This is a genomic window from Mycobacterium malmoense (genome assembly GCF_019645855.1).
Lineage (GTDB): Bacteria > Actinomycetota > Actinomycetes > Mycobacteriales > Mycobacteriaceae > Mycobacterium > Mycobacterium malmoense.
Genome location: NZ_CP080999.1, coordinates 1287597 through 1306876 on the forward strand (window position 1 = coordinate 1287597; position 19280 = coordinate 1306876).

Genomic DNA, 19280 nt, shown 5'->3' on the forward strand with positions numbered 1-19280 from the left:
AATGACGTCCGAGCGACCTGTGCACGGCACCGGTCGAGTGCCCATGCTGCGCGACGAGTGGCGGGAACCGCTTCGCGCGCTGCGCGACCCGATCGGCCGGGATGCCGGCCGGACCCGGGCCGACCGTGACCGACAGCGTCGGTGGCGCAAGCAAACGTGGCTGGGACGGTTCGTCTCCACCTATGGCTGGCGCGCGTACGCGCTGCCCCTGCTGGCGGTGTTGACCGCGTTGGTCATCTATCAGACGGTGACCGGCACCGCCGCGCCGAAACCGACGGCGAGCCAGGCCGTCCAGGGCTCGCCGGACATCGGCGCGGTGGGCACCGCGATCATCGACGCGCCGCCTCGGGGGCTCGCCGCCTTCGACGCCAATCTGCCGGCCGGCACGCTGCCGGACGGCGGCCCCTTCACCGAGGCGGGCGACAAGACCTGGCACATCGTCCCGGGCACGATGCCGCAGGTCGGTCAGGGCACGGCCAAGGTGTTCCGGTACACCGTCGAGGTCGAGAACGGCATCGACCCGACGATGTTCGGCGGCGACGACGCGTTTGCCCAGATGGTCGACCAGACGCTGGCCAATCCCAAGGGCTGGACGCACAACCCGCAATTCGCGTTCGTCCGGGTCGACGGGAACAGCGGGGGCAAGCCCGATTTCCGGATCACGCTGGTGTCCCCGGTGACGGTGCGCGAGGGGTGCGGCTACGAATTCCGGCTGGAGACATCCTGCTACAACCCGGTGTACGGGGCCGACCGGCAGGCGCGGGTCTTCATCAACGAGGCGCGCTGGGTGCGCGGCGCCGTGCCTTTCGAAGGCGACGTCGGTTCCTATCGGCAGTATGTGATCAACCACGAGGTCGGCCATGCCATCGGGTACGTGCGTCACGAGCCCTGCGAGCAGCAAGGCGGTCTGGCGCCGGTGATGATGCAGCAGACCTTCTCCACCTCGAATGACGACGCCGCCAAGTTCGACCCCGATTTCGTCAAGGCCGACGGGAAGACCTGCCGGTTCAACCCCTGGCCGTATCCGATCGCCTAGCGGCGGCCCGGTCTGGCTCCGCCGAGCGTCCCGGGCGCCGCTTCGGGCCGGCTTCGGGCGGCTTCGGGCCGCTTCGAGCGCCTTCGGGCCGCTTCGAGCGTCACGCCAGCGCGGCATTCGGCGCCGAGTGCCACGCCAGCGTGACGCTCGACGACGTCATCCCGGGAAGTAACACCGGCGGTCCGGGTGTTGATCTCATTGCCGTCGTTTCGGACAGCTGCTGTGATGGTTGTTGGGACGAGAACTTGATCGCGAAGCCAACCGAGGAGATGTTCGGTGTCGACACCCCAGGCATCACTGCCGCCGCTGGTCGAGCCCGCACCCCAGCTGAGCCGCGACGAGGTGGCCCGCTACAGCCGCCACCTGATCATTCCCGACCTGGGTGTCGACGGCCAGAAGCGGCTCAAGAACGCGCGGGTGCTGGTGATCGGCGCCGGTGGGCTCGGTGCGCCCGCGTTGCTGTATCTGGCCGCGGCCGGCGTCGGCACCATCGGCATCGTCGACTTCGACGTCGTCGACGAATCGAACCTGCAGCGCCAGATCATCCACGGCATCGCCGACGTCGGACGCTCCAAGGCGCGGTCGGCGCGCGACTCCATCGCCGCGATCAACCCGCTGGTCGACGTGCGACTGCACGAGTTCCGGCTGGACCGCGGCAACGCCGTCGACCTGTTCAGGCAGTACGACCTGATCGTGGACGGCACCGACAACTTCGCCACCCGGTATCTGGTCAACGACGCCGCGGTGTTGGCCGGCAAGCCGTACGTGTGGGGGTCGATCTACCGGTTCGAGGGCCAGGTCTCGGTGTTCTGGGAGGACGCCCCCGACGGGCGGGGCCTCAACTACCGGGACCTCTACCCGGAGCCGCCCCCGGCCGGCATGGTGCCCTCGTGCGCCGAGGGCGGCGTGTTGGGCATCATCTGCGCCTCCATCGCGTCGGTGATGGGCACCGAGGCGATCAAACTGATCACCGGCATCGGCGAACCGCTGCTCGGCCGGTTGATGATCTACGACGCGCTGGAGATGACCTACCGCACGATCAAGATCCGCAAGGATCCGTCCACGCCGACGATCACCGAACTAGTCGACTACGACGAATTCTGCGGCGTGGTGTCCTTGGAAGGCGCTGCTGCCGCCGCCGATTCCACCATCACCCCCCGCGAGTTGCGCGAATTGTTGGACTCCGGCAGGAAGCTGGTCCTGATCGACGTGCGTGAGCCCGTGGAATGGGACATCGTGCACATCGACGGGGCCCAGCTGATCCCGCAGTCGTCGATCAACTCGGGCGAGGGTCTGGCAAAGCTGCCGCAGGACCGCATGCCGGTGCTGTATTGCAAGACGGGCGTGCGCTCGGCCGAGGCGCTGGCCGCGGTGAAGAAGGCCGGATTTTCCGACGCGGTCCATTTGCAGGGCGGCATCGTCGCGTGGGCCAAACAGATGCAGCCCGACATGGTGATGTACTGACCCGATACGGCGGTGTTTGTTTGGCGGTGACCCGCCGCGCCCGGCTTCGCCGCGCTTGCGGTCGCCGCTGGTGGGCTCGTCTAGGCTACCCGTGTGACTGTCGAACCACCGCCGGAGCACGTGCTCGCGGCGTTCGGTTTGGCCGGTGTGAAACCCGTCCCCCTGGGCTCCAACTGGGAAGGCGGCTGGCGATGCGGCGAGGTCGTGCTGTCGATCGTGGCCGACCACGCCCGCGCGGCTTGGTCGGCCCGGGTGCGGGAAACGTTGTTCGTGGACGGCATTCGGTTGGCCCGGCCGGTTCGCTCGACCGACGGGCGATACGTGGTGTCGGGGTGGCGGGCGGACACCTTCGTCGCCGGCACGCCGGAGCCCAGGCATGACGAGGTCGTCTCGGCGGCGGTGCGGCTGCACGAGGCGACCGGCAAACTGGAACGCCCACGATTCCTGACCCAGGGACCGACCGCGCCCTGGGGCGAAGTCGACGTCTTCATCGCCGCCGACCGCGCCGCGTGGGAGGAGCGGCCGCTGGCCTCGGTGCCGCCCGGCGCGCGGACGGCACCGCCGACGGCGGACGCCCAGCGATCGGTGGAGCTGATCAACCAGCTCGCCACCCTGCGCAAGCCGACCAAGAGCCCCAACCAGCTGGTGCACGGGGATCTTTACGGGACAGTGCTTTTCATCGGCACCGCGGCGCCGGGGATCACCGACATCACACCCTACTGGCGGCCCGCCTCGTGGGCCGCGGGCGTGGTCGTCGTTGACGCGCTGTCCTGGGGCGAGGCCGACGACGGGCTCATCGAACGCTGGAACGCGCTGCCGGAGTGGCCGCAGATGTTGTTGCGGGCGTTGATGTTTCGCCTGGCGGTCCACGCGCTGCACCCGCGGTCGACGGCCGAGGCGTTCCCGGGTCTGGCCCGCACCGCGGCCCTGGTCCGGCTGGTGCTCTAAATGCCGGACGGGAACTCGTGGCGCACGTCGTTCAGCGCCACCCTGCCGTCGACGGCGAGGACGCCTTCGGCGCGCAGCAACTCCAGCTGCCGGGTGGTCAAATGCCGCGCCGGGCGCCCGGACGCGGTGATCACGCGGTGCCAGGGCAGGTCCGAGGAGTCGGTCCGCATGATCCATCCGACGATGCGCGGACTGGAAAGCCCCGCGACGGCCGCGATGTCGCCGTAGGTGCAGACCCGGCCGGGCGGGATCGCCGCCACCAGCGCACGCACCCGCTCGACCTGCTCGTCGGTCACCGCCGCCACGGTCAGGGGGCTCCCAACAGGTTGCGGATCAGCGCCGCGACCTCGGCGGGCCTGGCGTGCGGCACCATGTGGTTGCAGTCGAAATCCAGCAGCTCGAAATCGGGTCCCAGGCGATCCCGGAGTCCGGCGATCAGTCGGTCGCCGACATAAGGCGGCGAGGTCCGCTTGGCCCGCACCAGGGTCGTCGCCGTTCCGGCCGGCGGGAGCACGATCTCGCGGGCCAACTCGCTCCAGTACGACATCATCGCCGGCATGCTGACGCGCCAGCCGTACCGCCCGTTCGGCAGCTCGATCAGGTGCTCGTCGATCTCGGCGCCGAGGACCGCGGGGTCCACGTCCGCCCAGGAGCCGGTCGCCTTTTCCGCGCGGGCCTCCTCGGCGTTCGGGTAGTCGGGGGAGGAAAACATCGCCTGGGCGATGTCGCGCGTCCACCTACCGTCCAACCCGACCGCCGGGTCGAGCAGCAGCAGCGCGGCCACCCGGTCCTGGCGGGCCGCGGCCAGGTGCATCGCCAGCGCGCCGCCGAACGAGTGCCCGACCACCAGCACCGGCGCGTCGGCCTCGTCGTCGAGCAGCGCGGCCAGCGCCGAGACGTTGGCGTCGATGGTCCACGGCGCCGCCCACGACGACCGGCCGTGGCCCAGCAGATCGGGTGCGGCGATGGCGATTTCGGGCAGGTAGCCGCCCAGGTGTCGCCAGCGCCCCCCGTAACCGGTCAGCCCATGGACGGCGAGCATCCGGACCGGACCGGCCGGACCGTAGCGGTGCACGTACAGGTCGGCGGTCACCCGTCGATGGTGCCAGTCGCCGCTACGGGCGTTGCCGGGTGCCCGGCTTCGCTAAGCACGTCACCGGCCAGCCGCCAGCATGCGGCGCGCGGCCACCAGGCGCCGTTCGATAGAACTTAGGCCACCCGATTCTGAATCAACGCGCCGGCGAGACCAAGGTAACTCCGTTAGCCACAGGGACGAAAGGCGCCCAGCCAGCGCCGCTGGCGGTGGCCGATGCCCATCGACCCGCAGTTCAGGCCGAATTGCCAGTAGCCCTGTCACCGCCGCCTCACTGATCACGACAGGGGCGCCGACGCCCGCCGATACGTCATCTGGTGCGGGAAACCACGTAAACGCCCGGTAAGGCGTCTGGCCGCGGCCGATAGCACAGTGCTGGTGTTGGCATTCCTCATGAGGTTGGTTACTTCAAGTAGACGACGCGGTCGTCAAGCGACTGTTGGGCGGCTTCGGTCACCGCGACCAGCGCTGCGGAACCCGCTGGCTGGCGAGAAAACCGCGACGACAGCGTGATCAGCAGTCCGTGATGATGACCGCCGGCGATACTGTGTTCGGCGGCCAGGCGGGTGAAATCGCCGACATTCTCGGTCAACACCGCATAGCCTCTGGCGACCGCCGCAGCGAACACATCCGGGTCTGCGCTGCCGGCCAAGCCAAGCTCGGCCACGGTCGTCGCCTCGATCCCCTCTGCACACAACGTGGCCGCTAGCCTGGTCGGGTACATCTCGTCCAACAACACCTTCACCGCGAACTGGCTGCGGTCGTCTCTTCACGGTGCAGATCGATCCGCGCCTGAATCTCCTCCGGATACGCGGCGCCGTAAGCCAGCGCCGCATCGACCTGCGCGCGCGTGATGGCCCGATCCGAAACCAGATCCGTAGCCGGGTCATCGACTGGCCCCAGATCGTGGATCCACATCACGATTTCCCACACATCCGGCCCGCCGATCACCCCGGCACGCCGACCGGTCGGCCCATCACGAAACGTGATTAACGGATGCTCGTCGCGGCGCGCACCCTCCTCGGCGTAGCGACGCAACCGGTCGGACAGCGTCTCGCCAGCCGCACGCGCCCGAAGACGCAGCCGCTCAGCAAGGCGGTCATCGAGACGAACCGACACATTCACCGACATGCTTACACTGTAGTACATTGTCAACGCTTGTTAGGCAGGCGCTGTCGGTGCGGTGTTCGCCAGGCGGCACCTTTTGCTGGAAGCTCGGAATTTTCACCAGATAGTCTGTCGCGCAAGGGAATTGGCGACGAGTCGATGCTTTCGGCCGGTGGTGCCGGTCGCCGCTACGGGCGTTGCCGGGTGCCCGGCTTACTGATCGTCGTCCCAATCGTCGTCGGGGACGATGAAAGCCTGCTCGATCACGTCGGCTTCGTTAGCATCGCGATCCGTGGCGCCGGTATTTAAGTACGTGGTGTCCAAGCCGGCCTCGTCGTCGAAGTCGACGGCCTGGTGTTGTTCCGCCGCATCCGCTTCGGGCACTCCGTCATCTGGACCAAGAGAGTACGAGCCCTCGACGTCGTTCACGATCTCCGATTCCTCCTTGGCTAGCGGGTGTTGGGGCTTTCTGAGTCCAGTATCCGGCTCCAGTATCCGGCGGGCGGACCGGCTTGTCAGACCCCCGTGATTGCATGCAGCCATGTCATACACCTGGGACGACGAGGCCCGTGCCGTCCTGGCGCCCGGCGCACGCGGCCTGGTGCGTGTGCTCGGCGGGCCCGGCACCGGCAAGAGCAGCCTGCTGGTCGACGCCGCGGTCGCTCGGATCGGCGCCGGTGCCGATCCGGAATCGGTTCTGCTGCTTACCGGTTCCGGTCGGATGGGGATGCGGGCGCGCAGCGCGTTGACGACGGCGTTGCTGCAGTCCGCCTCCACCGATACCCGCCGGGCGGCCGTTCGCGAGCCGTTGGTGCGCACCGTGCACGGCTACGCATACGCGGTGTTGCGGCAGGCCGCCGAGCGTGCCGGCGATGCGCCGCCGCGGCTGGTCACCAGCGCCGAGCAGGACGCCATCATCCGGGAGTTGCTGGCCGGCGACCTCGAAGACGGAGCGGCGGCATGGCCGGCCCACCTGCGGCCCGCCCTGAGCACCGCCGGCTTCGCCACCGAGCTGCGAAACCTGTTGGCGCGTTGCGCCGAACGCGGCGTGGACCCGCAGGAGCTGGAGCGGCTGGGCCGTCGGTGCCGGCGCCCGGAATGGGCCGCGGCCGGTCAATTCGCGCGACAGTACGAGCAGGTGATGTTGCTGCGGGCGGCGGTCGGGATGGCGGCGCCGCAGGCGACGACGCCGGCGCTGGGCGCCGCCGAACTTGTGGGCGCCGCGCTGGAGGCTCTCGCGGTCGATCCCGAATTGCTGGCGGCCGAACGCGCCCGGGTCCGCGTCCTGCTGATCGACGACGCCCAGCAACTAGACCCGCAGGCGGCGCGCCTGGTCCGGGCGTTGGCCGCGGGCACCGACTTGACCCTGGTCGCCGGTGACCCCAACCAGGCGGTGTTCGGGTTCCGGGGCGGCGAGGCCTCCGGGTTGTTGGCCGACGATTCGCCGGCGGTGACGCTGACGGTGTCGCATCGCTGCGCGCCGGCCGTGGCGCGCGCCGTCAGCGGCGTCGCGCGCCGGCTGCCCGGCGGCAGCGCCGGCAGGCACATCGAGGGCACCGGGGCCGAGGACGGGTCGGTCACCGTGCGCGCGGCCGCCTCGGCGCACGCCGAGGCGGCGATGATCGCCGACGCGCTGCGGCGCGCGCACCTGATCGACGGGGTTCCCTGGTCGCAGATGGCGGTCATCGTCCGATCCGTGCCGCGGGCCGGGGCGCGGTTGCCGCGCGCTTTGGCCGCCGCCGGGGTCCCGGTCGCGGCACCCGCGGCGAGCGGAGCGTTGTCCGAGGAGCCCGCGGCGCGGGCGCTGCTCACCGTTCTGGCGGCCACCGCGAACGGACTGGACGGCGAACGGGCGCTGGCCTTGCTGACCGGGCCCATCGGTCGCGTCGACCCGGTGACGCTTCGGCGGCTGCGCCGAACGCTGCAGCGCGCCTACCCGGATCGTCCGCCGGGCGACCTCGGAGGCCTTCTGGTCGAGGCACTGCACGCCGACGCGCCGTTGCCCGGGGCGCAGTCTCGCCCGCTGCGGCGGGTGCGCGCGGTGCTGGACGCGGCCGCGCGCTGCCACCGCGAGGGCCAAGACCCCCGCTACACGCTGTGGGCGGCGTGGCATCGCTGCGGTCTGCAGCGTCGCTGGCTGTCCGCCAGCGAGCGCGGCGGCCCGGTCGGCGCCCAGGCCACCAGGAACCTGGCGGCGGTGACGGCGCTGTTCGACATCACCGACCAGTACGTGTCCCGCACGGCCGGCGCGTCATTGAGCGGACTCGTCGAGCACGTCTCGGCGTTGCAGCTGCCGGGCGCCAACCCCGAGCCGGTGTTCGAGCTCGAGCAGGTCAGGGTGCTCAGCGCGCACGCGGCGCTGGGGCATGAATGGGATCTGGTGGTCATCGCCGGCTTGCAGGATGGATTGTGGCCCAACATGATTCCGCGCGGCGGCGTGCTGGGCACCCAGCGGTTGCTCGACGTGTTGGACGGTGTCACCGAGGAGGCCTCGGTGCGGGCGCCGCTGCTGGCCGAGGAGCGCAGGCTGCTGATCGCGGCGATGGGCCGGGCCCGGTGCCGGCTGTTGGTGACGGCCGTGGATAGCGACACGGGCGGGGCCGGCGGGGAGGCGGCGCTGCCGTCGGCGTTCTTCTCCGAGGTCGCGCAGTGGGCCACCGACAACGGCGAACCCGTTGCGGAGCAACCGGTCTCGGCGCCGCGGGTGTTGTCCGCGGCGGCGCTGGTGGGCCGGCTGCGCGGGGTCGTGTGCGCGCCCGACGGCGCCATCGACGACGCCGCCCGCCGCTGCGCGGCAACGCAATTGGCCCGGCTGGCCAAGGCCGGTGTGCCGGGCGCCGACCCGGCCGGCTGGCACGGCCTGATCCCGGTCAGCACGAGCGAACCGCTGCGGGGCGGCGACGATCCCGTCACGTTGACGCCCTCGACCCTGCAGACCCTCAACGATTGCCCGCTGCGCTGGCTGGCCGAACGGCACGGCGGCACCAACGCCCGCGATCTGCGGCCGGCCATCGGCTCGCTGCTGCACGCGCTGATCGCCCAACCGGGCAAAAGCGAATCGGAATTGTTGGCCGAGCTGGACCGGGCCTGGAAGCACCTGCCCTTCGATGCCGACTGGCACTCGGCCAATGAGCTGGCCCGGCACCGCGCCATGATCGAGGCGTTTGTCGAGTGGCGAGCGCAGACCCGGGGCGAACTCACCGAGGTCGGCGTCGAGGTCGACGTCGACGGAACCCTGGAGACGCCGCGCGGTGACGGCGGCGGAATCCGGCTGCGCGGCCGGGTCGACCGGCTGGAACGCGACGCAGCCGGCCGGCTGGTGATCGTCGACGTCAAGACCGGCAAGACGCCGGTCAGCAAGGACGACGCCCAACAACACGCCCAGCTGGCGATGTACCAGCTCGCCGTGGCCGAAGGCATGGTTCCCGGCGGCGCCCCCGATACCGAGCCCGGCGGCGCGCGGCTGGTCTATTTGGGCAGGACGGGGGCCGCGGGCGCCACCGTGCGCGAGCAGGATCCGCTGACAGAGGCCGCCCGCGACGAATGGCGCAACCTCGTCCGGCTGGCCGCCGACGCGACGGCCGGGCCGCGGTTCATCGCCCGGCGCAACGACGGTTGCGCGCACTGCCCGATACGGCCGTGCTGCCCGGCGCACGCCGAGGGGGCACCGCTGTGAACCCGCGCTACAGCCCGGACGAATTGGCTTGCGCGCTAGGGCTTTTCCCGCCCACCGCGGAGCAGGCCGCCGTCATTGCCGCGCCGCCGGGCCCGCTGGTCGTCATCGCGGGGGCCGGCGCCGGCAAGACCGAGACGATGGCCGCGCGGGTGGTGTGGCTCGTCGCCAACGGCTACGCCGAACCCGGCCAGGTGCTGGGGTTGACGTTCACCCGCAAGGCCGCCGGCCAGCTGCTGCGCCGGGTCCGGTCCCGGCTGGCCCGGCTGTCCGGCATCGGCCCCGCGGCCGTCGAATCGGTGGGCGCCCCGGTGGTCAGCACCTACCACGCCTTCGCCGGGTCGCTACTGCGCGACTATGGCCTGCTGCTGCCCGTCGAGCCCGACACCCGGCTGCTCGGCGAGACCGAGCTGTGGCAGCTGGCCTTCGACGTGGTCAACGGGTACCGCGGGGAGCTGTGCACCGACAAGACCCCGGCCGCGGTCACCTCGATGGTGCTGCGGCTGTGGGGCCAGCTGGCCGAGCACCTGGTGGACACCCGCCAGCTGCGCGATACCCACGTCGAGCTGGAACGGCTGATCCACGCCCTGCCGGCGGGCCCCTACCAGCGCGACCGCGGACCCAGTCAGTGGCTGCTGCGGCTGCTGGCCACCCAGACCGAACGCGCCGAGCTGGTGCCGTTGCTCGACGCGCTGCATGAGCGCATGCGGGCCACCAAGGCGATGGACTTCGGAGCGCAGATGGCGTCCGCCGCACGGCTGGCGGTCGCCTTCCCGCAGGTCGGCGAGGACCTGCGGAGCCGCTACCGGGTCGTGCTGCTCGACGAGTACCAGGACACCGGGCACGCCCAGCGCATCGCGTTGTCGGCGCTGTTCGGGGGTGGCCGTAACGACGGGTTGGCGCTGACCGCCGTCGGCGACCCGATCCAGTCGATCTATGGCTGGCGCGGCGCCTCGGCGACCAACCTGCCGCGGTTCACCACCGACTTCCCCCGCTCCGACGGCACCCCCGCGCCGGTCCTGGAGCTGCGGACCAGCTGGCGCAACCCGCCGCGCGCCCTGCAGGTGGCCAACGCCATATCCGCCGAGGCGCGGCGGCGGTCGGTCGCGGTGCACGCGTTGCGCTCGCGCCCGGACGCCCCGCCCGGCACCGTCCGCTGCGCGTTGCTCGCCGATGTGCGGGCCGAACGCGAGTGGATCGCCGACCACCTCGACGAGCGGTATCGGCGGGCCCGAACCGGCGGCGTCAGCCCGCCGACCGCCGCGGTGCTGGTGCGCCGCAACGCCGACGCCGCCCCCATCGCCGACGCCCTTCGCGCGCGCGGAATCCCGGTCGAGGTGGTGGGGCTGGCCGGGCTGCTGTCCGTCCCCGAGGTCGCCGACCTCGTGGCCATGCTGCGGCTGGTCGCCGACCCGACGGCCGGCGCGGCGGCGATGCGGGTGCTGACCGGCCCACGATGCCGCCTCGGCGGCCGGGACGTCGCCGCGCTGTGGCAGCGCGCGCTGGCCCTTGGCGGCGGGCCGCACCCGGGTGAGTCGCCTTCGCCCGAGGCGATCGCGATGGCGGCCGGACCGGACGCTGATACCGCGTGTCTGGCCGACGCGATCAGCGATCCCGGCCCGGCCCGCTCGTTTTCGGCCGCGGGATATCAGCGCATCACCGCGCTGGCCGCCGAACTGAGCGCCCTGCGCGGCCACCTCGGCCATTCCCTGCCCGACCTGGTCGCCGAGGTGCGCCGCGTGCTGGGCGTCGACTGCGAAGCCCGGGCCGCCGCTGCCGCCGGGCAGCCCTGGGCCGGCGCCGAGAACCTCGACGCGTTCGCCGACGTCGTCGCCGGTTACGCCGGACGGGGGTGCGCTACGTCGGCCTCGGCTACCCCGCCGTCGGTATCCGGCCTGCTGGCGTATCTGGACGCGGCCGAGGCGGTCGAAAACGGTTTGCCGCCCGCCCCGTCGGCGGCCGCGCCGGATCGCGTCCAGGTTTTGACGGTGCACTCCGCGAAGGGTTTGGAGTGGCAAGTGGTCGCCGTGGCGCACCTGTCGGGCGGAATCTTTCCCTCGACCGCGTCCAGGAGCACCTGGCTCACCGACGCCGCCGAGCTGCCGCCGCTGTTGCGCGGCGACCGCGCCTCGGCGGGCTCGCTCGGCATCCCCGTGCTGGACACCTCCGATGTCACCAACCGAAAACAGCTGTCGGACAAGATCTCCGAGCATCGCCGCCAGCTCGAGCAGCGGCGCGTCGACGAGGAACGCCGATTGCTGTACGTGGCCGTCACCCGGGCCGAGGACACCCTGCTGGTGTCCGGCCATCACTGGGGGTCCACCGGGATCAAACCGCGGGGCCCGTCGGAGTTCCTGTGCGAACTCAAGGCCGTCATCGACCGTTCGGCCGAGGCCGGCGATCCGTGCGGGGTGGTGGAACAATGGGCACCCGAACCCGCCGGCGGTGACCAAAATCCCTTGCGCGACAACGTTGTCGAAGCGATCTGGCCCGCCGACCCGTTGGCCGCGCGCCGCGCGGACGTCGAACGCGGGGCGGCGCTGGTGGCCAAGGCCATGTCGGCCGATGACAAGGCAAACGCCGACGTCGACGGTTGGGCCGCCGACGTCGATGCGTTACTGGCCGAGCGGGCGCGGTCGGAGTCTTCGGCCGTCCGCACCCTGCCCAGCCAGCTCTCGGTCAGCGGCCTGGTGGACCTGGCGCGCGACCCGGCGGGCGCGGCGCAGCGGCTGATGTATCGGCTGCCGACGCGTCCGGACCCTCATGCGTTGCTGGGCAACGCTTTTCACGCCTGGGTTCAGCAATTCTACGGCGCCGAAAAACTGTTCGACCTCGGCGACTTGCCCGGCGCGGCGGACTCGGACGTCGGCGATACCCGGGAATTGGCGGCGTTGCAGGCGGCATTCCTCCAATCGCGGTGGGCGACCCGCACTCCCGTCGCCGTCGAGGTGCCCTTCGAGATGCCGATCGGCGACACCGTGGTGCGCGGCCGCATTGACGCGGTCTTCGCCGACCCCGATGGCGGCGTCACCGTCGTCGACTGGAAGACCGGTGAGCCGCCGCACGGGGCGGAAGCCATGCGGCAGGCCGCCGTCCAGCTCGCCGTCTACCGCCTGGCCTGGGCCGCGTTGTCCGGGATCCCGGAATCGTCGGTGCGCACCGCCTTCTATTACGTGCGCACCGGCGCCACGGTCGCCCCCGCCGAACTGCCCGACCCCGCCGAGCTGGCCGGGTTGTCGGCGGACCCTGCCGGCCGCGGCCCCGCGGAGGTGTGACGTGCGCTGCCCGAGTATTGGGCGACCCGCCACCGCGGTTACATTGTGAGTCGTGCCTGTCTCGTGCGCCGGGGTGAAGCCGATGACGGACCGCCGTGGGCAACGGTAGGTCGCGCAAGCTGAGCGGTCTGGACGAGACGCTAACCGCCCAACCTGGTCATCAGCTGGTCGGTGTTCTGCGTATCCCCGAAGATCACGCCAGCCCCATCCGCGTGATCACGCGCCGGGTGGCCATCGCACTGGTGGTGTTGTTCGGTGCCGCCGTCATCGTCTACCTGGACCGCCACGGATATCGCGACGTGCGGGGCCAGCCGCCGACATTCCTGGACTGCCTGTACTTCTCCGCGGTGTCGCTGTCGACGACCGGTTACGGCGACATCACCCCCTACACCGAAACGGCGCGTCTGGTCCACACCGTGATCTACACGCCGCTGCGCATCGCGTTCCTGGCCGTGTTGGTCGGCACGACGCTCGAGGTCCTCTCGGAGCGGTCCCGGCAGGCGTGGAAGATCCAGCGTTGGAGGAGCAAAGTGCGCAACCACACCATCGTGATCGGTTACGGCACCAAGGGCAAAACGGCGGTCGCCGCGATCCTCGGTGATGAGGCCGCCCAGGGCGAGGTCGTCGTCGTCGACACCGACCAGAGCGCCCTCGAACACGCCGCGACGGCCGGGCTGGTCACCGTGCACGGCGACGCCACCAGATCCGATGTGCTGCGGCTGGCCGGGGCGCAACACGCGGCGTCGATCGTCGTGGCCACCAGCCGCGACGACACCGCCGTGCTGGTGACGTTGACGGCGCGAGAGATCGCGCCCAAGGCCAAGATCGTGGCGTCGATCCGGGAGGCCGAGAACCAGCACCTGTTGCAGCAGTCGGGCGCCGACTCGGTGGTGGTTTCCTCCGAAACCGCCGGTCGGCTGCTCGGCCTTGCCACCACCACGCCGAGCGTCGTGGAGATGATCGAGGATCTGCTGACTCCGGACGCCGGGCTGGCCATCGCCGAACGGCAGGTCGAGCAGACCGAGGTCGGGGGGTCCCCGCGGCATCTGCGCGACATCGTGCTCGGCGTGGTGCGCGACGGCCACCTGCTGCGCATCGGCGCGCCCGAGGTGGACGCCATCGAGGCCAGCGACCGGCTGCTCTACATCCGAAACGCGGGGCATTAACCCGTGGACTTTCGGCTGCGCAGCGTTCCCTTGCTCTCGCGCGTCGGCGCCGACCGGGCCGACCAGCTACGCACCGACGTCGAGGCGGCTACCGCGGGATGGGCGGAAGCGGCCCTGCTGCGGGTGGATTCGCGCAACCAGGTGCTGGTCGCCGACGGCCGGGTGGTGCTCGGCGCCGCGGCCGCGCTGGCCGACAAGCCGCCACCGGACGCGGTGTTCCTGGGCCGCGTCGAGGGCGGCCGCCATGTCTGGGCCGTCCGGGGCGCGCTGCAAGCGCCCGAGGATCCCGACGTGCACGCCGAGGTGGTGAACCTCCGCGGCCTTGGCCCGATCCTCGACGACACCAGCGGCCAGCTGGTGTCCTCGGCCGTCGCGCTGCTGAATTGGCATGACAGCGCGCGATTCAGCGCGGTGGATGGCTCGCCGACAAGGCCGGCCAGGGCGGGCTGGTCGCGGGTCAACCCGGTCACCGGTCATGAGGAGTTCCCGCGCATCGATCCGGCGGTGATCTGCCTGGTCCACGACGGCGGTGACCGTGCGGTGCTGGCTCGCCAGGCCGCGTGGCCGGAGCGGATGTTCTCGCTGCTTGCCGGATTCGTCGAGGCCGGTGAGTCTTTCGAGGTCTGTGTCGCCCGCGAGATCCGCGAGGAAATCGGACTGACCGTGCGCGACGTGCGGTACCTGGGCAGTCAGCCGTGGCCGTTCCCGCGCTCGCTGATGGTCGGCTTTCACGCCCTGGGCGACCCGTCCGAGGACTTCTCGTTTAACGACGGCGAGATCGCCGAGGCGAAATGGTTCACCCGCGCCGAGGTGCGCGCGGCGCTGGAAGCCGGCGATTGGAGCAGTGCCTCGGAGTTCACGGAGTCGAAACTGCTACTGCCCGGGTCGATTTCGATCGCGCGCGTGATCATCGAATCCTGGGCCGCCATCGAGTGAGTCGCCACGCCGGGTGCTGGCCGCCCTTAGCCGCCGGCTTCGGCCAGCCTTGCCTTGACTTGGGCCGCGCTCGGGTTGGTCAGCGTGGAACCGTCGGCAAACTTCACCGTCGGGACCGTCCTGTTGCCGCCGTTCACCGAGCCGACGAACTCCGCCGCCGCCGGGTTCCGCTCGATGTCGACCTCGTCGAAGGGGATTCCATCGGACTTGAGCACCGTCAGGAGCCGACGGCAGAAACCACACCATGACGTCGTGTAAACGGTGAGCGGAGCGTTGGCCATAGCCCGTCCAACATAGCCCGGCACCGGCGCATTCCACGGACACCGGGGTTCGAGGGTTGTCGGCCGCTCCTGCCACTATGGAAGCCAAGCATTATGGAAGCCAAGCACTATGGAAGCCAAGATGAATGCCATGCCGTCGGTCCCCGCGCCGATCGTTCCCGACCCATTGATCGCCGAGCTGGACGACGAGCAGCGCGAAGCCGTGCTGGCCCCCCGCGGTCCGGTTTGTGTGCTCGCGGGCGCCGGAACGGGCAAGACTCGCACCATCACGCACCGGATCGCCCAGCTCGTCGCGAGCGGTCATGTCGCCGCCGGACAGGTGCTTGCGGTGACGTTCACCCAGCGCGCGGCGGGGGAGATGCGCTCCAGGTTGCGGACGCTCGGCGCCGCCGCGCACACCGGCGTCGGCGCGGTGCAGGCCCTGACCTTTCACGCCGCCGCGCACCGCCAGCTGCGCTATTTCTGGCCGCGGGTGGTCGGTGACACCGGCTGGCAGCTGCTCGACAGCAAGTTCGCCGTCGTGGCCCGGGCCGCCGGCCGTTGCCGGCTCAATACCAGCACCGACGACGTGCGCGACCTGGCCGGCGAGATCGAGTGGGCCAAGGCGTCGCTGATCGGCCCCGAGGAGTACGCGTCCACCGTGGCCGCCGCCGGCCGAGACATTCCGATGGACGCCGCGCAGATCGCGGCCGTCTACTCCGCCTACGAGGCCGTCAAGGTCCGCGACGAATCGGTGACGTTGCTCGACTTCGACGACCTGCTGCTGCACACCGCGGCGGCGATCGAGAACGACGCCGCCGTGGCCGAGGAATTCCGCGACCGCTACCGCTGCTTCGTCGTCGACGAGTACCAGGACGTCACCCCGCTGCAGCAGCGCGTGCTCGCGGCCTGGCTGGGCGACCGCGACGACCTGACCGTCGTCGGCGACGCCAACCAGACCATCTACTCGTTCACCGGGGCCTCGCCGCGCTTCCTGCTCGACTTTTCGCGGCGATTTCCCGACGCCACGGTGGTGCGCCTGGAACGCGACTACCGCTCCACTCCGCAGGTGGTGTCGCTGGCCAATCGGGTGATCGCCGCCGCCCGGGGCCGGGTGGCGGGCAGCAAGCTGCAGCTGTCCGGCCAGCGCGCGCCGGGTCCGGAGCCGTCGTTTCGCGAGTATCCCGACGAGGCCGCCGAAGCCGCCGCGGTGGCCGCGTCGATCGCCCGACTGATCGAATCCGGCACCCCGCCGGCCGAGATCGCCGTCCTCTACCGGATCAATGCGCAGTCCGAGGTCTACGAGGAAGCGCTGACCGAGGCCGGCATCACCTATCAGATCCGCGGTGGCGAGGGGTTTTTCCACCGTCAGGAGATCAAGCAGGCGCTCTTGGCGCTGCGACGCGCGGCCGAGCGGGGCCCCGAAGGCCCACAAGGCCCACAAGGGCCATTGCCCGACGTGGTGCGGGCGGTCCTGGAACCGCTGGGGCTGACGGCCGAGCAACCGACCGGCTCCCGGGCCCGGGACCGCTGGGAGGCGCTGACCGCGCTGGCCGAGCTGGTCGACGACGAAGTGGCGCAGCGCCCCCAGCTCGAGCTTTCGGGGCTGCTGGCCGAGCTCCGGATGCGCGCCGACGCGCGGCACCCACCGGTGGTACAGGGCGTCACGCTGGCTTCGCTGCACACGGCCAAGGGCCTGGAGTGGGACGCGGTGTTCCTGGTCGGGTTGGCCGACGGCACGCTGCCCATCTCGCACGCGTTGGCGCACGGCGCCGAGAGCGAGGCCGTCGAGGAGGAGCGTCGACTGCTCTACGTCGGAATCACCAGGGCCCGAGTCCATTTGGCGCTCAGCTGGGCATTGGCGCGGAGCCCGGGTGGACGGCAGAGCCGCAAGCCGTCGCGGTTCCTCAACGGGATCGCGCCACAGACCCGTTCCGATCCGGCGCCGAGCAAACCCCGGCGCCACCGCGGCACCGCAACCCGGTGCCGGATCTGCAACAACGCCCTGACCACCCCGGCGGCCATCATGCTGCGGCGGTGTGAGACGTGTGCCGCCGACATCGACGAGGAGTTGTTGCTGCGGCTCAAGGCGTGGCGGCTGGACGTCGCCAAGCAACAGAACGTGCCCGCGTATGTCGTCTTCACCGACAACACGCTGACCGCGATCGCCGAGCTGCTTCCCGACGACGAGACGGCCCTGATCGCGATCCCGGGTATCGGCGCACGCAAGCTGGAACAGTACGGACCGGACGTGCTGGAGTTGGTCAGGCAAGCCCACCAGGGGTAAACACGCAGATCAGAAAATCGGTTGTGGCCACCGGCCGTCACCGTTTACCCTCGAAACCGCATTCCGCTGCCGGCTGAGAGGAGGGTTGCCACGATGTTCACCAACGCGTTGGGTGCGGGCGTGGCCGCCGCGGTGTCGACCGCGGTTACCTCCCATGCCGCCCACACCGCCGCCGCGACTGACGCGTCCGTGGATCGGGGCCATACCTAACCAGCCCCCTTCTCCCCAGATGGCCACGGACCCGAAGTCACAAGGATCCGTGGCCACAGTTTTAGGGTCGACAGCCTGCCAAACCTGGTCCGGATCGCAACAGGACAGCCACCCGACCAGGAAGCAGGTGAACAGGACATGTCGGCACCGCCAGTCCCCAGACCGATGCCGCCGGTGTTGCCGTGTCATGCCGGCGATCCCGACCTGTGGTTCGCCGACGCGCCGGCCGACCTCGAGCGCGCCAAGACGCTCTGTGTGGGCTGCCCGGTCCGCCGGCAGTGTTTGGCGGCGGCGCTGGAGCGGGCCGAACCCTGGGGTGTGTGGGGCGGTGAGATCTTCGAGCGCGGTTCGATCGTGGGCCACAAGCGTCCGCGCGGACGTCCCCGTAAAGAAGTTAGGCCGCGAAAGTGCAACGGCCGACGCATTTTCCGGGAGACCGCGTCGGTGGTTGCACTCTCGGGCACTCGGGCCTAGACGACCGCCGTGTCGGGCTCGGTGAAACCCGGGATCAGTTCTTCCGACAGCGCCTTGATCGGCACATGCGCATCCAGCTGGCACAGGATCGCGGCCACCGACGCGATGACGCGCATCGGTATCGCGAGCTTGGGCGGCAGGTCCATCTGCCGGGCCGTCCTGATCTGCGACACCGACCGGTCTATCTGGCTGACGGTCATCCTCTGCAGCCATTTGCGGGTGTAGTGGAAGACCTCGACCTCGATGGGCTCGACGTACTGGCGCAGCATCTCGTCGATGTCGCGCACCGACACCTGCCGGCCCTTCTGGATGAAGCCGACCTTCTCCATCGTCGGCAACAACAGGTCGTAGTTCTTGTCGCGGGCCAGCCTGATCGTCATGCCCAGCTCTATGGGAAAGCCGCCCGGTAGCGGCGCCACGGCGCCGAAGTCGATGACGCCCATCCGGTCGTCGGGCAGCAGCATGAAATTCCCCGGGTGGGCGTCGCCGTGCAGCATCCCCAGCCGGCGCGGCGCGTCGAAGGTGAGCTCGAGCAGCCGGGTGCCGATCAGGTCGCGCTGCTCGGGGGTGCCGTGGCGGATGATCTCCGCCATCGGTATGCCCTCGATCCACTCCTGGACCACCACCTTGGGCGCGCTGGCCACGACGTGCGGCACCGCGAAGTGTGGGTGGCCCTGATATGCCTTGGCGAACGCCCGCTGGTTGTCGGCCTCCAGCCGGTAGTCGAGTTCCATCTCGGTGCGCGCGACCAGTTCGTCGACCACGCCCTGGACGTCGGCTCCCGGAGAAAGCTGCTTGAGCACCCCGACCATCCGCTGCATGGTCTTGAGGTCGGCGCGCAGCGCTTCGTCGGCGCCGGGGTACTGGATCTTGACGGCCACCTCGCGGCCGTCGGACCACACCGCCCTGTGCACTTGGCCGATGCTGGCCGAGGCGACGGGGGTGTCGTCGAACGAACTGAACCGGTCGCGCCACTTGGTGCCCAGTTGCGCGTCGAGCACCCGGTGCACCTTGGGGGCGGGCAGCGGCGGCGCGTCCTTCTGCAGCTTGGTCAACGCTTCGCGGTAGGGCTCGCCGAACTCCTCCGGAATGGCGGCCTCCATCACGGACAGGGCCTGGCCCACCTTCATCGCTCCACCCTTGAGCTCACCCAGGACGGTGAACAACTGGTTGGCGGCCTTTTCCATCAACTCGGCCTGGACTTCGTCTTTCGACTTACCGGTCAGTCGTTTCCCGAAGCCAAGCGCCGCCCGGCCGGCAAAGCCGACCGGAATGGTGGCCAGCTTCGCGTTGCGCGCAGCACGGCCGCGTTTGATGTCCGCCACACGTCCATCATCCATGACGGCCAGCT

Annotated in this window: 16 protein-coding genes and 1 pseudogene; 10 read left to right on the plus strand and 7 right to left on the minus strand. The window is 70.4% G+C overall.

Going from position 1 to position 19280, the window contains the following annotated elements; genetic code table 11:
* The first annotated feature begins 1 nt into the window (after window position 1).
* The 3 genes from K3U93_RS06095 to K3U93_RS06105 all read left to right on the plus strand — a co-directional run bounded on the left by K3U93_RS06095 (window position 2) and on the right by K3U93_RS06105 (window position 3448).
* Window positions 2-1036, plus strand: a complete 1035-nt coding sequence (locus K3U93_RS06095; RefSeq protein WP_230981590.1) for a DUF3152 domain-containing protein — start codon at window positions 2-4, stop codon at window positions 1034-1036.
* Window positions 1037-1312: 276 nt separating this feature from the next.
* Window positions 1313-2500 (plus strand): adenylyltransferase/sulfurtransferase MoeZ, encoded by a 1188-nt coding sequence (gene moeZ, locus K3U93_RS06100; RefSeq protein ID WP_083010256.1) that lies wholly within the window; start codon window positions 1313-1315, stop codon window positions 2498-2500.
* A 93-nt stretch (window positions 2501-2593) separates the two neighbouring features.
* Window positions 2594-3448 (plus strand): TIGR02569 family protein, encoded by an 855-nt coding sequence (locus K3U93_RS06105; RefSeq protein WP_083010257.1) that lies wholly within the window; start codon window positions 2594-2596, stop codon window positions 3446-3448.
* Here the strand turns inward: K3U93_RS06105 and K3U93_RS06110 are convergent.
* From K3U93_RS06110 to K3U93_RS06130, 5 genes are all read right to left on the minus strand, one after another.
* The gene (locus tag K3U93_RS06110) at window positions 3445-3753 is read right to left on the minus strand and encodes an MGMT family protein (RefSeq protein WP_083010258.1); all 309 of its coding nucleotides are present in this window, start codon (window positions 3751-3753) and stop codon (window positions 3445-3447) included. The genes K3U93_RS06105 and K3U93_RS06110 overlap by 4 nt on opposite strands.
* A gap of 2 nt (window positions 3754-3755) precedes the next feature.
* Window positions 3756-4541, minus strand: coding sequence for an alpha/beta fold hydrolase (locus K3U93_RS06115; RefSeq protein ID WP_083010259.1), 786 nt, complete (start codon window positions 4539-4541; stop codon window positions 3756-3758).
* Window positions 4542-4944: 403 nt separating this feature from the next.
* A complete protein-coding gene (locus K3U93_RS06120; RefSeq protein ID WP_139796880.1) occupies window positions 4945-5274 on the minus strand; it encodes a DUF5615 family PIN-like protein in 330 nt (109 codons plus the stop codon).
* Between the two features lie 8 nt (window positions 5275-5282).
* Window positions 5283-5672 carry a hypothetical protein gene (locus K3U93_RS06125; RefSeq protein WP_071512472.1) on the minus strand — a complete coding sequence of 130 codons (390 nt, stop codon included), beginning with the start codon at window positions 5670-5672 and terminating at the stop codon, window positions 5283-5285.
* Between the two features lie 189 nt (window positions 5673-5861).
* Window positions 5862-6077: an Rv3202a family protein gene (locus tag K3U93_RS06130; protein WP_083010261.1), complete on the minus strand. Its 216-nt coding sequence runs from the start codon at window positions 6075-6077 to the stop codon at window positions 5862-5864.
* 112 nt (window positions 6078-6189) lie between these two features.
* Between K3U93_RS06130 and K3U93_RS06135 the strand changes: the two genes are divergently transcribed.
* The 4 genes from K3U93_RS06135 (at window position 6190) to nudC (ending at window position 14698) form a co-directional block, all read left to right on the plus strand.
* The gene (locus K3U93_RS06135; protein WP_083010262.1) at window positions 6190-9324 is read left to right on the plus strand and encodes an ATP-dependent DNA helicase; all 3135 of its coding nucleotides are present in this window, start codon (window positions 6190-6192) and stop codon (window positions 9322-9324) included.
* Window positions 9291-12596: an ATP-dependent helicase gene (locus K3U93_RS06140; protein ID WP_420915406.1), complete on the plus strand. Its 3306-nt coding sequence runs from the start codon at window positions 9291-9293 to the stop codon at window positions 12594-12596. Before K3U93_RS06135 ends, K3U93_RS06140 begins: the two co-directional genes overlap by 34 nt.
* 95 nt (window positions 12597-12691) lie before the next feature.
* Window positions 12692-13762, plus strand: a complete 1071-nt coding sequence (locus K3U93_RS06145) for a potassium channel family protein (protein ID WP_071512475.1) — start codon at window positions 12692-12694, stop codon at window positions 13760-13762.
* 3 nt (window positions 13763-13765) lie between these two features.
* On the plus strand, window positions 13766-14698 hold the full coding sequence (gene nudC, locus K3U93_RS06150; RefSeq protein ID WP_071512476.1) for an NAD(+) diphosphatase: 933 nt from the start codon (window positions 13766-13768) through the stop codon (window positions 14696-14698).
* Between the two features lie 26 nt (window positions 14699-14724).
* Here nudC and mrx1 read toward each other — a convergent pair whose 3' ends face one another.
* The gene (gene mrx1 / locus K3U93_RS06155) at window positions 14725-14979 is read right to left on the minus strand and encodes a mycoredoxin Mrx1 (protein ID WP_071512477.1); all 255 of its coding nucleotides are present in this window, start codon (window positions 14977-14979) and stop codon (window positions 14725-14727) included.
* A 130-nt stretch (window positions 14980-15109) separates the two neighbouring features.
* Here mrx1 and K3U93_RS06160 point away from each other — a divergent pair, with 130 nt between their 5' ends.
* From K3U93_RS06160 to K3U93_RS06170, 3 genes and pseudogenes are all read left to right on the plus strand, one after another.
* A complete protein-coding gene (locus tag K3U93_RS06160; protein ID WP_230981591.1) occupies window positions 15110-17245 on the plus strand; it encodes an ATP-dependent DNA helicase UvrD2 in 2136 nt (711 codons plus the stop codon).
* Window positions 17246-17338: 93 nt separating this feature from the next.
* Window positions 17339-17597 (plus strand): annotated as a pseudogene (locus tag K3U93_RS06165) (hypothetical protein); the annotation flags it as partial.
* Complete coding sequence (locus K3U93_RS06170) at window positions 17594-17929, plus strand: WhiB family transcriptional regulator (protein ID WP_083010263.1); 336 nt, start codon at window positions 17594-17596, stop codon at window positions 17927-17929. The pseudogene K3U93_RS06165 and the gene K3U93_RS06170, both read left to right, overlap by 4 nt.
* Here the strand turns inward: K3U93_RS06170 and K3U93_RS06175 are convergent.
* A complete protein-coding gene (locus K3U93_RS06175) occupies window positions 17926-19269 on the minus strand; it encodes a macrolide-binding ATPase MABP-1 (protein WP_071512478.1) in 1344 nt (447 codons plus the stop codon). The two genes, K3U93_RS06170 and K3U93_RS06175, sit on opposite strands and share 4 nt — an antisense overlap.
* Between the last annotated feature and the right edge of the window lie 11 nt (window positions 19270-19280).

Coding starts and splice junctions, on each gene's coding strand:
- mrx1 (WP_071512477.1), bottom strand. CDS start 14,979: ATGGCCAACGCTCCGCTCACCGTTTACACGACGTCATGGTGTGGTTTC.
- K3U93_RS06160 (WP_230981591.1), top strand. CDS start 15,110: ATGCCGTCGGTCCCCGCGCCGATCGTTCCCGACCCATTGATCGCCGAG.
- K3U93_RS06125 (WP_071512472.1), bottom strand. CDS start 5,672: ATGTCGGTGAATGTGTCGGTTCGTCTCGATGACCGCCTTGCTGAGCGG.
- K3U93_RS06095 (WP_230981590.1), top strand. CDS start 2: ATGACGTCCGAGCGACCTGTGCACGGCACCGGTCGAGTGCCCATGCTG.
- K3U93_RS06135 (WP_083010262.1), top strand. CDS start 6,190: ATGTCATACACCTGGGACGACGAGGCCCGTGCCGTCCTGGCGCCCGGC.
- K3U93_RS06175 (WP_071512478.1), bottom strand. CDS start 19,269: ATGGATGATGGACGTGTGGCGGACATCAAACGCGGCCGTGCTGCGCGC.
- K3U93_RS06170 (WP_083010263.1), top strand. CDS start 17,594: ATGTCGGCACCGCCAGTCCCCAGACCGATGCCGCCGGTGTTGCCGTGT.